Annotated in this window: 14 protein-coding genes; 6 read left to right on the forward strand and 8 right to left on the reverse strand. The window is 33.5% G+C overall.

Features of this window, described 5'->3' with window-relative positions; genetic code table 11:
• Positions 1-55 precede the first annotated feature (55 nt).
• The 4 genes from HM984_RS03170 to HM984_RS03185 form a co-directional block, all read right to left on the reverse strand.
• The gene (locus HM984_RS03170) at positions 56-1,744 is read right to left on the reverse strand and encodes a T9SS type A sorting domain-containing protein (protein ID WP_179348092.1); all 1,689 of its coding nucleotides are present in this window, start codon (positions 1,742-1,744) and stop codon (positions 56-58) included.
• A 146-nt stretch (positions 1,745-1,890) separates the two neighbouring features.
• On the reverse strand, positions 1,891-3,516 hold the full coding sequence (gene pruA, locus HM984_RS03175; RefSeq protein ID WP_179348093.1) for an L-glutamate gamma-semialdehyde dehydrogenase: 1,626 nt from the start codon (positions 3,514-3,516) through the stop codon (positions 1,891-1,893).
• 326 nt (positions 3,517-3,842) lie between these two features.
• Positions 3,843-4,229 (reverse strand): Co2+/Mg2+ efflux facilitator ApaG/CorD, encoded by a 387-nt coding sequence (apaG, locus tag HM984_RS03180; protein WP_115807758.1) that lies wholly within the window; start codon positions 4,227-4,229, stop codon positions 3,843-3,845.
• Between the two features lie 171 nt (positions 4,230-4,400).
• Positions 4,401-5,654 (reverse strand): type IX secretion system plug protein, encoded by a 1,254-nt coding sequence (locus tag HM984_RS03185; protein WP_115807757.1) that lies wholly within the window; start codon positions 5,652-5,654, stop codon positions 4,401-4,403.
• Positions 5,655-5,817: 163 nt separating this feature from the next.
• On the opposite strand from HM984_RS03185, the gene HM984_RS03190 reads away from it, so the two are divergent.
• From HM984_RS03190 to nqrF, 6 genes are all read left to right on the forward strand, one after another.
• Entirely contained in the window at positions 5,818-7,167 is a 1,350-nt protein-coding gene (locus HM984_RS03190; RefSeq protein WP_179348094.1) for a Na(+)-translocating NADH-quinone reductase subunit A, read from the forward strand.
• Positions 7,168-7,177: 10 nt separating this feature from the next.
• Positions 7,178-8,404 (forward strand): NADH:ubiquinone reductase (Na(+)-transporting) subunit B, encoded by a 1,227-nt coding sequence (locus HM984_RS03195; RefSeq protein WP_115807755.1) that lies wholly within the window; start codon positions 7,178-7,180, stop codon positions 8,402-8,404.
• 3 nt (positions 8,405-8,407) lie between these two features.
• Positions 8,408-9,157 (forward strand): Na(+)-translocating NADH-quinone reductase subunit C, encoded by a 750-nt coding sequence (locus tag HM984_RS03200; RefSeq protein WP_115807754.1) that lies wholly within the window; start codon positions 8,408-8,410, stop codon positions 9,155-9,157.
• Between the two features lie 6 nt (positions 9,158-9,163).
• A complete protein-coding gene (locus tag HM984_RS03205; RefSeq protein WP_115807753.1) occupies positions 9,164-9,808 on the forward strand; it encodes an NADH:ubiquinone reductase (Na(+)-transporting) subunit D in 645 nt (214 codons plus the stop codon).
• A gap of 75 nt (positions 9,809-9,883) precedes the next feature.
• On the forward strand, positions 9,884-10,627 hold the full coding sequence (gene nqrE, locus HM984_RS03210; protein WP_179348095.1) for an NADH:ubiquinone reductase (Na(+)-transporting) subunit E: 744 nt from the start codon (positions 9,884-9,886) through the stop codon (positions 10,625-10,627).
• An 8-nt stretch (positions 10,628-10,635) separates the two neighbouring features.
• The gene (gene nqrF, locus HM984_RS03215) at positions 10,636-11,949 is read left to right on the forward strand and encodes an NADH:ubiquinone reductase (Na(+)-transporting) subunit F (RefSeq protein WP_115807751.1); all 1,314 of its coding nucleotides are present in this window, start codon (positions 10,636-10,638) and stop codon (positions 11,947-11,949) included.
• Between the two features lie 159 nt (positions 11,950-12,108).
• Here nqrF and HM984_RS03220 read toward each other — a convergent pair whose 3' ends face one another.
• The 4 genes from HM984_RS03220 to HM984_RS03235 form a co-directional block, all read right to left on the reverse strand.
• The gene (locus tag HM984_RS03220; protein WP_179348096.1) at positions 12,109-12,510 is read right to left on the reverse strand and encodes a response regulator; all 402 of its coding nucleotides are present in this window, start codon (positions 12,508-12,510) and stop codon (positions 12,109-12,111) included.
• Complete coding sequence (locus HM984_RS03225) at positions 12,503-13,990, reverse strand: sensor histidine kinase (RefSeq protein WP_179348097.1); 1,488 nt, start codon at positions 13,988-13,990, stop codon at positions 12,503-12,505. The genes HM984_RS03220 and HM984_RS03225 overlap by 8 nt, the downstream gene beginning before the upstream one ends.
• A 115-nt stretch (positions 13,991-14,105) precedes the next feature.
• Entirely contained in the window at positions 14,106-14,483 is a 378-nt protein-coding gene (locus HM984_RS03230) for a cupin domain-containing protein (RefSeq protein WP_179348098.1), read from the reverse strand.
• Between the two features lie 248 nt (positions 14,484-14,731).
• On the reverse strand, positions 14,732-15,010 hold the full coding sequence (locus HM984_RS03235) for a hypothetical protein (protein WP_179348099.1): 279 nt from the start codon (positions 15,008-15,010) through the stop codon (positions 14,732-14,734).
• Positions 15,011-15,124: the final 114 nt, after the last annotated feature.

The raw sequence follows: 15,124 nt of genomic DNA on the forward strand, positions 1-15,124 counted from the left end.
AAAAAAAGACCGTTTAAACTTATTTAAACGGTCTTTTTTTAGTGGAAATATGAACTTATTTGCTGACTATAAATCGGGTTGTAAACGTACTAACTTCACTAGTGATATTTAAAATGTAAAAACCTGAGTTTAAATTAATAGTTATAACATCTCTGCCTGTTAATTCTTTAGAGGAACTGTAAACAATTTTCCCTGTTAAGTCACTGATTAAAATAGAGGCTTTACTATTTAGATTAGAAAGAAGTACTAATTCATTTTTAATAGGATTTTTCTCTAGTTTTACGGAATATAATTCTGAATCAGAAACGCGTAATGGTATATTTAATATTTCGTCTAAAGCAAAAGCGACATTGGCTTCGGTAAGTTGAACATGTGGTTCATTATCGTTTGGGGTAAATGTATTGGCGAAAGGCGTGTCCGTTGTTGGGTTAGAACCCTCTAAATCTATGGTATGGTTCCAATTTATTTCGTCATTTGCAAACGCTACTGCTAAAGCACTAACTGAAGGGATAAAATTAAATTTATCGATAGCGAGGGCATTTACAAAATCGCCTGCAACTCCTCCGTCGGCTCCTAACTCACCAGTAAATCCGGATAAATCAAATAAACCTCCTGGCGCAGCATCTACACCATCAGAATAACTAAAAGATTCACTTTCTGCTTCAGAACCTTCAATTTCAGATCCAAATAATTCTATTGAAATACTACTAACGGTATTTGTTTCTCCTGCCTCTGGAGTAAAATTCACATCAATTATAATGTTAGCTGTAAAAATAGAAAAAGGAACATCTAGTGTGGTGCTTATTACGGGATAGTTATTGGTAACCGTTGGTCCAGAATTCCCTATAGCGAAGTACGGATTGTTAATGCCACTTCCGTTAATTATTGAGACGTTTCTTGTCATCTCTGGAAATCCTGATGGTGTTAATGCATTAATATTAGTATCAAATATACCTCTGAAAGGATGTGCTACGGGTAATTTAAGTGCTGGATCAAACGATACTAAATCTGCTCCAGATAAATGAGCTTCTAAATGATCGGTTAATAATTGTCTTGCTGCTGCGGATTTTAATAGTCCATTTATTAAAGGTTGTACTTCTGCAACCCCATTGGTGTTATTATTGGCTAAAAAGTTTAATTGATGTTGTAGGCCAATTGGGACATTTGCTCCATGATGAGGAGAATCAAAAGAGATGTAAAGTCTGGTATCTGCATCTATTGAATTTGCTTCCATGTAATTTAAAGCATAACGCGCAATTACTCCACCCATGCTTGGGCCAATAATTACATTTTGTTCTGGGCTGTTTCCAGCTTTATCTGCATTTATAGTTTCGAGAAGCTCTACTAATATCATGGCATTTCGTTCCATAAAATCAGCCCCTCCATCTATAGTTGCACCATCAGCTGTTCTTGTATATGTAGGAAAGTTTAAGATGATAACGTCAAACCCTTCATCACGTACCAAGTCTGCTAAATTTTGATTTCCGGCTGTTCCTACAAAGTCTAATGAGTTATATAGGCCTGTGATATCTCTTGCATCTCCGGGATCAAAACCATCAACAACAAAAATAGGTTGGTCTAAAATGTTATCTGGACTTAGAAATATTTGATATTCACCTTCACCAGGATAGTTTGTGGCTTCTCCATAAGCAGATAAATCAGGAGTAATTCCAGAAGTTATCGAAATTTGAGCAACACTTAGAAAAGGTAACAATAATAAAAGAATAAAGTAATGTTTTTTCATAAGTACAGAATTTGAATTGTTATCTCGAAAAGATACAAACTTTGATTTGTAAATTGCTGATTATAAATGTGATTTCTATTAAAAGCAAAAAAAATCCTTAAAAGTATATAACTTCTAAGGATTTAAATTTTAATATAGTGTTGGTATTATCCTAAAAAAGGATATCTATAATCTGTCGGAGTTACAAATGTTTCCTTAATTAATCTTGGAGATACCCAACGTAATAAATTTTGAGGACTTCCGGCCTTGTCATTTGTTCCTGAAGCTCTAGCTCCACCAAATGGTTGTTGACCAACAACAGCACCAGTTGGTTTGTCGTTTATATAGAAGTTTCCTGCGGCATTCTGAAGCGCTTTTGTAGCTTCTTCAACGGCATATCTGTCTCTAGAAATAATAGCACCAGTTAATGCGTATTCACTTGTTTCATCAACTAATTTTAAAGTCTCAGAGTAAGCTTCATCTTCATACACATATATTGTAATTACAGGGCCAAATAATTCTGTAGACATTGTAGTGTATTTTGGGTCTGTAGTTACAATGACTGTAGGCTCAATAAAGTAACCTTTAGATTTATCGTAGTTACCACCAGCAATGATTTCTGCATCGCTATCTGCTTTAGCTGCATCAATATATTTAGCTAATTTATCAAAAGAACCTTCATGGATGACTGCCGTAATAAAGTTACTCATGTCTTCTGGAGAGCCCATTTTGAAAGATTCTAAGTCTTCAATTAAATACTTCTTTACATCTGCCCAAATTCCTTTAGGCACATAAGCTCTAGAGGCTGCACTACATTTTTGACCTTGAAATTCAAAAGCACCACGTGCAATAGCGGTTGCTACTTGTTTAGCATCTGCTGTTTTGTGTGCTACTATAAAATCTTTTCCACCTGTTTCTCCAACTATTCTTGGGTATGTTTTGTAGTTATGGATATTGTTTCCAATTTGCTTCCATAATTCTTTAAACACATGTGTAGAACCTGTGAAGTGTAAACCAGAAAAATCAGGACTTGCTAATACTGTATTTGTAATCATTACAGGATCTCCAAAGACAACATTGATAACACCATCTGGTACACCAGCTTCTTTAAAAATATCCATAATTACTTTTGCAGAATAGACTTGGCTATCACTTGGTTTCCAAACAACCACATTACCCATTAAAGCCATACATGCTGGTAAATTACCTGCAATTGCTGTAAAGTTAAAAGGAGTTACAGCGTACGTAAAACCTTCAAGAGGTCTGTATTCTACTCTGTTCCATGCTGCACTTGTGCTTTCTGGTTGCTCCATGTATATGTCTGACATAAACTGAACATTAAAGCGTAAGAAATCTATAAGTTCACAAGCGGCATCAATTTCAGCTTGATAAATGTTTTTAGATTGTGCAATCATTGTTGCAGCATTAATCTTAGCTCTATATGGACCAGCGATTAATTCTGCAGCTTTTAAGAAAATACCTGCGCGTTGTTCCCATGGCATTTGTGACCAAGATTTACGTGCTTCTAGTGCTGTAGAAATAGCGTCTTCAATATGTGTTTTTTCTGCTAAATGGTATTCACCTACAACGTGTTGGTGATCGTGTGGAGGAGACATAGTTCTGGTATTTCCAGTTTTTACGTCTTTTCCGTTTATGTATAAAGGAACTTCAACTTTAGAATTAAACATTGATTTATAAGTCTCTAAGACTGCTTTACGTTCTGCAGAACCAGGTGCGTAAGACATAACAGGTTCGTTAACTGCTACTGGTACATTAAAGAATCCTTTTCCCATAATATATTTGTTTTTTAGTTTGAATTTTGAAAGTGCAAATGTACGATTTTTATAAGATATTATTTCTTTCAAACGTTATAGTTGTGTGAAGATTGGAAATTTAGTCGTTGTAATCTAGGGTCAGAAATGTGGAGATTATTTCTATCGAATCTTCAAGCTAATGTGTTACCTGTTGACGTTGGTATTCGAAATAACTTATGAGGGTAATTTGTTAGGATTGTGGTTATTGCAGCAGCAATCCTGTAGGTTCACAAGATAAACTCAATATTATGACTATTGATTTTTAAAAGGAGATATTGTCTATTAAAAAAGTGAGATTCTAAGAATTAATTAAGTGCAAAAGGAGCGCTTAATTTGAAAGAAGGAATATAGACTTTAAAATTGTTGGTTTTCGATAAGTTGATCATATTGTAATGACCGCTCATAGCGCCAAAAGGAGAGGTTAATAAACAGCCTGAATTGTAAGTGTGTGATTCCCCTGGTTTTAATACAGGTTTTTTGCCGATAACACCTTCACCTTCAATAATTTCTTCATTATTTAAGGCATCGAGTATTTTCCAGTGTCTAGAATTTAACTGAACAGAATCCTTACTTTGGTTTTCAATAGTAACTTTATAGCCAAAGGCGAAGTGTACTTTATAGTTTTTATAAAATGTACCTTCAAAATTGGTTTCTACAGTGATTTTTATGCCGCTAGTTACTTGTTGTACCATGATTGGGATGTTGTTCTATGCTAAAATAGCATAATTTTTTAATGAAGCGTTATAAATCGGTTGAGAGGATGCCATTTTTAACAAATTGGTTATAAATGTGGTAGGTGATGTGAATATGTTAATAGTTCTTGCTGTTATTTTTATTTTAATAATGGATAGCTTATAAAAGTTTTAATTAGAAATGTTTACAGAAGTCGCTTCCCCAAAACCAATTAGTCTATCGTAACGCGAACCAAGATCTTTGTAATACACCAAAACTTTATAATTGTTTTCGGTTTCCCAAAAATTACCACTGATAGCTCCCTCGTCTAACACTCCTGTTTTTTTGTCTACGGTCACATATTTGTAATTGTAAAAGCCTTGTTTTAATAAAAGTGTGGTTTCATAACGCTTGCTTTCAGGATTAAAAAACATTTGAGTTAAGGGTTCAAGCATGTAATAGTTAAAGTTACCATAAACATAAATGTCTTTAGACTTCAATTCTTCTTGTAGTAATGAAAAGTGAACCATCACATAATCGGCCTCAATATCAGGGTTATCTCTATCTATAATAGTGACTAAAAAGTTTCCGTTAATATCTGGGTTATAAGTGTAGGGTCTGTTTTTACGATTAATATTAGTGTATAGATAGTTGTGATAAAGATCTCTTAATTCAATAAATTGAACACCAACGTTCGCAGCTCTAACATCTTTGTTTTCAAAAAATAAATATTCATTTCCACCCCAAAATGCAGATTCAGTATCGTAACGATAAATAAGTTCGTTGCCCAGTGTGTATTGTGGTTTTAGATCTGAAATTGCCGTATTGAGATTGTTGTTTTGAATAATAAGTGTTTTAATGGTTTCTAATGGGTTATTCAGGTTCATGCCATTAGTAGTGATGACAAGATCTACAGATTGTTTTTCTGCAATAACTTTGACGTCCCTAGAGCGCTTTACATTGACACCAACACTAGCTAGACTTTCGTAAACCATAAATTTTCTACTAAACATCAGTTCATCATAATCATCGTAAATAGAAATCATATAGTTTCCGCTTTTCAATAATCCTCGTGTCTGCGTATTTGGAATGACTAAATTGTAGTGCGAATAAATTTGGTACGTATTAAAAGAATTCTCGTAATCTAAAATACGTTGATTGTCTAGTCCACTCAGATATTCTGACTTCACGAGATTAGATGGAGTCCAGTCAAAATTAAAATGTTCAATAACGTAATAAAAGTCTTCTTCATCACCTGTTAAGGCATCAAACTCTAACATAAGAGATTCACCAAGCTTTAAAATAGGGAGTTGTCCTTGTGTGGTGTTACTCTTAAAGGTTACTGTTTTTATAAAATCTGGCGGATTAAGTTCTTCAACAACTTGAGAGAGCAGAATTATAGGAAATAGTAATAGTACTGAAAGGCTAAAAAGGTTTTTTTTCATTTTATTTTGAAATCTAAGCGTATAAATATAATCAAAATCTGTGCCTTAACACAAATCTCTTATTTATAATCATTACAAATAAAAAAGAAGCTTTATTTTGGGTCTTTTTTAAGCATTAATTCGTAAATTTGCACCGATTTTTAGGTAACTAATCTTTAAGTATATGTCAAAAGACATCAAAATTAAAAAGGGTTTAGATATAAGGTTGGTCGGCGAAGCCGAGCAAACGACAGAGAATGCTATTATTAGCAATTTCTACTCTATAAAACCCGAAGATTTCCACAGTATTATTCCAAAACTTGTAGCAAAAGAGGGGGCACGTGTAAAAGCAGGTGAGACTTTATTTTATAACAAGGATAACGAAACAATGAAATTTGTTTCTCCAGTTTCTGGTGAAATAACGGAAGTGCAACGTGGACCAAGACGTCGTATAGACGCTATTAAAATAACAGCAGATAAAGAACAAACTTATGTAGATCATGGTAAGTTTGATTTGGCTTCAGATGCAGAAAAAACTAAAGCTCATTTGTTAGCTTCAGGTTGTTGGGCTTTTATTAAGCAACGTCCTTACGATGTTGTAGCAAAAGCAGACAGTACGCCAAAAGCTATCTTTATTTCGGGTTACGCAAGTGCGCCTCTAGCAGCTAATTTAGACTTTACCTTAGCTGGTAAAGAAGCTGAATTGCAAGCGGCAGTTACTGCGTTGTCTAAATTAACAGAAGGCGGAGTTCATATTTCAATAGGCAGTTCTAAGTCACCTTTAGCTAATTTGCAAAATGCAATAACGCATAACGTTTCTGGCCCACATCCATCAGGTAATGTCGGTACTTTAATTAATAAGGTTAGTCCTGTTAATAAAGGGGAAACAGTTTGGACCGTTAATGCACAAGATTTAGTAATTATTGGTGAATTGTTATTGACAGGTAAGTTTAACGCTGAACGTATTATTGCTTTAGCTGGATCTTCAGTTAAAAAACCACGTTATTTTAGAACAAAATTAGGTTCGGAAATCTCAACAATGATTTATGATAACGGAGTTGAAAGAGATGGTAATGATCGTTTTATTTCAGGAAATGTATTGTCTGGAAAACGTGTTCAGCCAGATGGTTATTTAGATTATTATAGCAATATAATTTCTGTAATCCCTGAAGGTAATGACTACGAATTATTTGGATGGAATAAACCCGTTTTTGATAAAGTATCTAATACTAGAGCTTTAACTTTTTCTTGGTTAACACCAAATAAAAAATACGATCTAAATACCAATATGAATGGTGAACATAGAAATTTTGTTCTTACAGGTAATTACGAACAAGTTTTTCCATTAGATATATATCCAATGCAAATCTTAAAAGCATGCTTGTATAAAGATTTAGATGAAATGGAAGCTTTAGGTATGTACGAAGTTGCACCAGAAGATTTTGCTTTAACAGAATTTGTGTGTGTGTCTAAGCAGCCACATCAGCAAATTATTAGAGCAGGCTTGGATTTAATGTTAGAAGAAATCGGTTAAAAAATAGATAATGGGTTTAAAACAAAACTTACATAGTTTAAGAGAAAAATATAAAGGAACTAAGATGGCTCCGGCTTTCAATGCCTTACATACATTTCTTTATACGCCTAATGATACTGCCCATGGTGGTACACATATCAAGGCGGCAGACGATTTAAAACGTACTATGAACACGGTAATTATGGCTTTAATTCCGTGCTTAATCTTTGGTATGTTCAATGCAGGTTATCAGCATTATGTAGCAGCAGGAGAAATAGAAGCGGTAACAAGTGGTTTCTTTAGCAGTGAATTCTGGACATTACAGAATTTTTCTCTAGGTTTCTGGAAAATATTACCGATACTACTTGTTTCTTATGGTGTTGGTTTAGGTGTTGAATTTCTTTTCGCCGTTATTAAAGGGCACGAAGTTGAAGAAGGATACTTAGTAACAGGGATGTTAGTGCCATTAATTGTACCAATCGATATTCCATTATGGATGTTAGTTGTTGCAGTTGTTTTCGGTGTTGTTATTGGTAAAGAAGTATTTGGAGGTACAGGAATGAATATTTTAAATCCTGCATTAACCATTAGAGCATTCTTGTTCTTCGCTTATCCTACTTGGATGAGTGGTGATAAAGTTTGGGTAGAAGGAGCTGTAGAAAGAACTAGAGAAATAGCAAATGGCTCAACGGCCGATGCGATCTCAGGAGAAACTATTTTAGGTAGTTTAGCCCAATCGCATGGAGTTGACTATTCCGTAATGGATATGTTTTTCGGTTTTATTCCTGGCTCAATAGGTGAAACATCTACATTGTTAATCTTGTTAGGTGGTTTATTTCTGATTTTTACAAAAATTGGAAGCTGGAGAATAATGCTAAGTTCTGTTATTGGTGCTTTAGTAATGGGTTATATCTTTAACCTAGTCGTAGCAGCAGGATGGATCACAGATACAAGTAAATTTTACGGCTTAATGAGTACTGAGTTCTGGCATCATTTATTAATTGGTGGTATGGCATTTGGTATTGTGTATATGGCAACAGATCCTGTTACCGCATCTCAAACTAATAAAGGAAAATGGATATACGGTTTCCTAATAGGTTTTATATCTATTATGATTCGTGTATTTAACCCAGCGTATCCAGAAGGAGTGATGTTAGCAATATTGTTAATGAATGTATTTGCACCAACCATAGATCATTATGTAGTGCAAGGCAATGTGAAAAGAAGATTAAAAAGAGCAAAATTAAAAACAGCTTAAATTATGGCAATCGATACAGAAAAAAATAGTTATACCATTATTTTTGCCATTGTTATGGTGTTGGTAGTGGGTTCTATACTTGCAGGACTTGCTTCAGGCTTAAAACCTTTAGTGGATGCTAATAAACGTTTTGAAAAACAACAGAATATATTGTATGCCATGGGCATTAATGCCAATGAAGGTACAAGTGATGTTGCATTCATTTCTACAGATAAAGTAGAAGAAGAATTTACGAACACTATTACTAAGCAATATGTAATTGAAGGTACTAAGGCTACTGAAAATTCTGAAGCATATTTAATAGATATTAAGAAAGAAGAAACAAAGGCAAAAGATCCTAATTATACAAGGAAATTACCTTTGTTTGAAGGAGTAAAAGATGGTAACCCAATCTATGTAATTCCTATTAGAGGTAAAGGATTATGGGATGCTATTTGGGGGTTTGTAGCCGTTGATAAATCAATGACAATACAAGGTGTGTTTTTTGACCATGCAGGTGAAACACCAGGTTTAGGTGCAGAGATTAAACAACGTTACTTTATGGATGATTTTGCAGGAGAACATTTATTGAATGATGCAGGTGTCTTTAAAGGAATAAATGTAGCTAAAGGAAATGCAGATCCTAAGAATGAAAGGAAAAGCGACAATGCAGTAGATGCCATTGCAGGAGCAACAATTACAGGTGATGGTGTAACCGCAATGATTATGAAAGATTTAAAAATGTACGTGCCTTATTTCAAGACATTAAACTAAAAAAGTATGGGACTTTTATCAAAAAAAGATAGTAAACTAATATTAGATCCTTTAGCGGATAACAACCCAATTACCATTCAGGTTTTAGGTATCTGTTCTGCTTTAGCGATTACAGCACAGTTAAAACCATCTATTGTAATGGCAATTTCTGTGGTCTTCGTACTTAGTGTAGGTAACGTAGTTATCTCTTTAATGCGAAATATCATTCCTTCTAAAATTAGAATTATTGTACAATTAATAGTTGTTGCAACTTTGGTTATTATTGTAGATCAAGTATTAAAAGCGTTTGCTTATAGTTTAAGTAAAGAGCTTTCAGTATTTATTGGTTTAATTATTACCAACTGTATTATAATGGGACGTTTTGAAGCTTTTGCACTAGCAAATAAACCATGGCAATCATTTTTAGATGGTATTGGTAATGCAGCGGGGTATGGTCTAATCCTTATAATCGTTGGTTTCTTTAGAGAGCTTTTAGGTTCGGGAACTTTATTCGGATTTAAAGTACTTGGAGATTCTGTGGAAAAAACAGGATTATACGCTATTGGCTATGAGAATAACGGATTTATGGTTTTGCCTCCAATGGCTTTAATTGTAGTTGGTTTGATCATTTGGGTACAACGTAGTAGAAATAAAGAATTAATAGAAGACTAAATTAGTTTATAGTTACTAGTTGTTTGTTGATAGCAGTATCCAACAACTAAAGACTAACAACTAAAAACAAAATATATGGAACATTTAGAGTTATTTTTTAAATCGATATTTGTAGACAACATGGTTTTTGCATACTTCTTAGGTATGTGTTCTTACTTAGCAGTGTCTAAAAAAGTATCTACAGCAGTAGGATTAGGAGCTGCCGTAATTTTTGTATTAGCAATTACAGTGCCTTTAAACTGGTTATTAGATCAGTATCTATTACAAGAAGGTGCCTTAATATGGTTAGGACCAGAGTATGCAGATTACGATTTAGGGTTCTTATCATTCATTATGTTTATTGCAACTATCGCAACGATGGTGCAATTAGTTGAAATCATTGTAGAGAAATTTTCTCCATCATTGTATAATTCACTAGGTATATTCTTACCATTAATTGCAGTAAACTGTGCCATATTAGGTGGGTCTTTATTTATGCAATCTCGTGAAATTGAAACTTTAGGTTTAGCACTTAATTATGGTATTGGATCTGGAATTGGATGGTTTTTAGCGATTGTAGCCATTGCTGCAATTAGAGAAAAAATTAGATATAGTAATGTACCACCTGCTTTAAGAGGTTTAGGGATTACATTCATTATTACAGGACTTATGGCAATTGGTTTTATGAGCTTCGGTGGTATGCTTACAGGAGGTGAAGAAGAAGCAACAGAAGAAACTGTAGAAAATACGGTAGGCATGGTTACAGCTATTGCTGATGAGAAAAACGACGAGGCGTCTAGTCTTGCGATTGAAACAATAAAAGATTCAGATAAAAACTAATTTAGAATATGGTATTAGCAGCAAGCACAATAGGAACGGTCATCGCTACAGTTGTCGCGTTTTTAGTAGTTACTTTATTATTGGTATCGCTTTTACTTGTAGTGAAACAAAAACTGTCTCCTTCGGGACCAGTAAAAATTACTATCAATGGTGAAAGAGAGATAGAAGTAGCTTCAGGAAGTACCTTATTAAGTACTTTAGGAGCTCAAAAAATATTCTTACCATCTGCTTGTGGTGGTGGTGGAACATGTATTCAGTGTGAATGTCATGTTTTAAATGGTGGAGGTGAAGCACTTCCAACAGAAACACCTCACTTTTCTAGAAAGGAATTAGCAGAAGGTGCGCGTTTATCTTGCCAAGTTAAGGTAAAGCAGGATATGGAGATTACGATTCCTGAAGAAGTATTCGGTATTAAAAAATGGGAAGCAACGGTTGTTTCTAACTATAACGTAGCAACGTTTATTAAGGAATTTGTAGTTGAAATTCCTGAAGATATGGGTTACAAAGCGGGAGGTTATATTCAAATTGAAATTCCAGAAATAGAAGTTAAATATGCTGACATGGACGTTACTGCGCATCCGGAAGATCATCCAGGTGAACCAGATAAGTTTAAGTCAGATTGGGAAAAGTTTGGGTTATGGCCTTTAGTTATGAAAAACGAAGAGCTTGTGGAACGTGCTTACTCTATGGCTTCTTATCCTGCAGAAGGAAGACGAATTATGCTAAATGTACGTGTAGCTACTCCTCCTTTTGATCGCGCCAAAGGTGGCTGGATGGATGTAAATCCAGGAATTGCTTCATCTTATATTTTTAACCAAAAAGTAGGAGATAAAGTAACAATTTCAGGACCTTACGGTGAGTTCTTTATCAATGATTCTGAATCAGAAATGTTGTATGTTGGTGGTGGTGCAGGTATGGCTCCAATGCGTTCGCATTTATATGAATTATTTAGAACTATAAAAACAGGTCGTAAAGTAACATATTGGTATGGTGGACGTTCTAAAGCGGAATTGTTTTACATCCATTACTTTAGAGCTTTAGAAAAAGATTTTCCAAACTTTAAATTCTATTTGGCATTATCAGAGCCAATGGAAAGTGATAACTGGAAAGTTAAAACAGATATTAATGATGAGGAAGGTGATGGTTTCGTAGGCTTTATTCACAATTGTGTAATAGATAATTACTTAAGTCATCATGAAGCACCTGAAGATATAGAACTATATTTCTGTGGACCACCATTAATGAACCAAGCCGTTCAAAAAATGGGTGAAGATTTCGGAATTCCGGATGAGCACATTAGATTTGATGACTTTGGAGGCTAGTCTTAAGACACTATGTTTAAAATTGTCGTTCTACTTTTAAAAGTAGAATCTTTATAAAAAAAAACCAACTCAGAAGAGTTGGTTTTTTTTTGCTTAAATTTCTAAGGATTTAATATCTAATTTCAAGCTTCGATTTTAATATAAAGATGGTAGTTATTTTTATTTGGCCAACTCTATTTGTAATATTTCTTTTAACGTATCTGTAGAAATGGGCTTTATAATGTAATTAGATATCGTTTTATAGCGTTTTGCGCGATTTATGTCTACTGGGTCAATGGAAGAACTTACAATGTATATAGTAAGCAATTTATGAGATTCAATCTTAACAAACTCATCTAAGAACTGCCAACCATCCATTATAGGCATGTTAATATCTAGTAGTATAATATCTGGAACATTTTCACCAGCAATCATTATTGGTTTTAAACTATTTAGGGCCTCTTGTCCATTTTTGAATACCATAAATGAGTCACAAAAATCTGATAATTCCATCATTCTTTTTGCGCCGAAAACAAATATTGGGTCATCGTCGATGATACATGCTACGTCAATTTTATTCATGTGTTTTTAAATATATATAAAAGGTTGTTCCTTCATTAACTTCACTTTCTACTTCAATTTTTCCACCAATGGCTTCCACTTGATTTTTAGTTATAAATAAACCTAAACCACGAGAGTCATCGTGCTTATGGAATGTTTTATACATGCCAAATAGTTTTTCTCCATATTTGATTAAATCAATACCTTGACCATAATCCCTAATTTCTAATACGATAAAACGATCTTTAATTCTTGTGTTTATTTCGATTTTTGCGGGCTCAGTAGGCTTTTTATATTTAATGGCATTGGTTAAAAAATTTAATAGAATACTATCTAAATAGGCGGGTACTGCTTTCACTACAATATTAGGATCAATATTTATAGAAATTGTAGTTTTAGAATCTATTATGAGCGCAGAGATACTAGAATATGCTCTATTAAAATTCTCTAGTAGGTTTAATGGTTCTGTTTTTAAATCTTTTTGAATGTTAATTGCAGCGACCTCGTTTAGATTTTCTACAGTTTCACCGAGATGATTTACAGCCATACTTATTAAAGGGAAAATCTCATTATCTGTAGTTTCTGGTAAGTCCATTTTTACAATATCTAATAACATATCTAAATTACCGTAATGTGATCTGAGATTATGCGATACAATATGAGCAAAATTTAATAAACGTTTATTCTGATCTTCGGTTGTAGTCAATAATTGTGAAATCTTTTTGCTCGTTTTTTTTATTTCAGTAACATCATTTATTTGAGCAACGAAATGTAGTGGTTGTCCTTTGTCATCCCTCACAATTGATGTAGATAACTGCGCCCAAATCGTTTCCTGCTGTTTACTTATATAACGTTTTTCAGTTTCATAATGATCAATTTTACCACTAATCATACTCATCATGGCCTTGTAGTCTTTTCGTAAATCATCAGGGTGTGTAATATCCATGAAGGTTAACTTTTCTATTTCTTCTTTACTATAACCAAAAGTTTCACATAGACTTTTATTAACTTCAAGCCAATTACCTTCTAAATCCACTATGGCCATTCCAACTAAAGCAGTTTCAAATGTTCTTCTAAGTTGAAGTTCTTTAAAGGCTAGTTTTTTTGAATCCTTTGTTGTTTTATCTATATCTTGAAATAAACCTTGAACTAAAACGCATTTGTCATTTTCAACGACAGCTATGCCTATTGCTCTTATCCATTTATCTTTTCCTGTATGGGTGATAATTTGAACTTCAATATCAAAATCTTTGTGGTTTTCAATACAATTGGTAAATAATCTAGTGATTGTATCTCGACTGTAGCCTTCTTTATAAAAAGAGAGACCAATTTCAACGTTAGGAATATAATCTAGAGGAACTTCGTGTATTTTTTTTGTTTGAATGCTCCAGTTTAGAATAGTAGATATAGGATTATATTCCCAAGTACCAATGGTGGCACGTTCTTGGATAAAATCTAACAAATCAATACTACTCTTGTTTTGTGTATTAGGGATAGACAAAATAGATGAGTTATAGGGGGTTAAAAGGCAAATATAAATTTTAATTCGGAATAAACCAGTACTAAATGACTAAATAAAACGATAAAGGTGATTTTTTTGTAGGAAATAACTTATATTATTTGTATTCCATAATCAAATAAACAGACGTGGTTTCTCCAATATTTAAAACTTCGTGCGATGTTATTGAGTCTTTGCTAAAGGTATAACCTGTTGGTACATTGACTTCTCGCGTCCCTGTATGATCAGTAATTCTAAATTCACCTCCAACTAAAGTGTAACCAACATGTGGATTGTGATAGTGTTTCTCATGGCCTACACCTGGCTCAAAAGTGCATTTAAGAACTCTAAGTTCTTTATTATCTTCTAAAACTTCGCATACAGCATTACCTTTCCAACCTGCCTCTAAAGGATCTGGTAATGCGTTTTTATTTTTGCAACTTGAAAACCCTATTGCAATAAGGAAAACGAGTTTAAAAGCAAGTTTCTGTTTCATTCAATTCATTTGCAAGCAAGATAATCATTTCAGGAATGTTATCCATTACTAGTTTGTGATTTAGAGAAGTCTAATTTGCGGTTCTTGATCCGAATACGGTAAATACCAGTAATTATGTTTTCATAATTCTGATATTTTATTTTTATATGTTGGTCTATTTTTATTAGGTCTCAATGAGTTCTATTTATGGCTTCATTTCTATGATTTTTCTAAAATCAATGACATCTGGTGTAAAGTCTAATTTCGTACTAAAAGATTCCGTATTCTTTTTCTAAATCAGCAATCAGGTTTTTAGTCGATTTTTGCGTCCAAGACAAATAAAAATAATACAATTTTAAGTCTCTTTCAAATAAAGAGATTTGATTGTAATAGTCAATTAATGCAACACCAATTGGGTTTAATAATTCGAAATTTTTATTATTCAGTAACTCTTTATAATTGCATGTAAGGTCGAATGTCTCAGTATTTAAGTCGTCAAAGGATTGCCAATGATTTGTTTGTTTCCATAGATACAAGTTCGTACACATATTAAAAACATCTACAAGGCTTTAGCGATTAATAGTAAAGCTGAATTAATCAAAAAGTCGTACAATAACGAGTTGTAATTCAAAGGTCAACATACGAAAAATCATAACTTTTGC

Origin of the sequence: Winogradskyella pacifica (assembly GCF_013403915.1) — a bacterium.
Lineage (GTDB): Bacteria > Bacteroidota > Bacteroidia > Flavobacteriales > Flavobacteriaceae > Winogradskyella > Winogradskyella pacifica.

Coding starts and splice junctions, on each gene's coding strand:
- HM984_RS03190 (WP_179348094.1), top strand. CDS start 5,818: ATGTCAAAAGACATCAAAATTAAAAAGGGTTTAGATATAAGGTTGGTC.
- pruA (WP_179348093.1), bottom strand. CDS start 3,516: ATGGGAAAAGGATTCTTTAATGTACCAGTAGCAGTTAACGAACCTGTT.
- HM984_RS03195 (WP_115807755.1), top strand. CDS start 7,178: ATGGGTTTAAAACAAAACTTACATAGTTTAAGAGAAAAATATAAAGGA.
- apaG (WP_115807758.1), bottom strand. CDS start 4,229: ATGGTACAACAAGTAACTAGCGGCATAAAAATCACTGTAGAAACCAAT.
- HM984_RS03200 (WP_115807754.1), top strand. CDS start 8,408: ATGGCAATCGATACAGAAAAAAATAGTTATACCATTATTTTTGCCATT.
- HM984_RS03205 (WP_115807753.1), top strand. CDS start 9,164: ATGGGACTTTTATCAAAAAAAGATAGTAAACTAATATTAGATCCTTTA.
- HM984_RS03170 (WP_179348092.1), bottom strand. CDS start 1,744: ATGAAAAAACATTACTTTATTCTTTTATTATTGTTACCTTTTCTAAGT.
- nqrF (WP_115807751.1), top strand. CDS start 10,636: ATGGTATTAGCAGCAAGCACAATAGGAACGGTCATCGCTACAGTTGTC.
- nqrE (WP_179348095.1), top strand. CDS start 9,884: ATGGAACATTTAGAGTTATTTTTTAAATCGATATTTGTAGACAACATG.
- HM984_RS03185 (WP_115807757.1), bottom strand. CDS start 5,654: ATGAAAAAAAACCTTTTTAGCCTTTCAGTACTATTACTATTTCCTATA.
- HM984_RS03235 (WP_179348099.1), bottom strand. CDS start 15,010: ATGTGTACGAACTTGTATCTATGGAAACAAACAAATCATTGGCAATCC.
- HM984_RS03230 (WP_179348098.1), bottom strand. CDS start 14,483: ATGAAACAGAAACTTGCTTTTAAACTCGTTTTCCTTATTGCAATAGGG.
- HM984_RS03220 (WP_179348096.1), bottom strand. CDS start 12,510: ATGAATAAAATTGACGTAGCATGTATCATCGACGATGACCCAATATTT.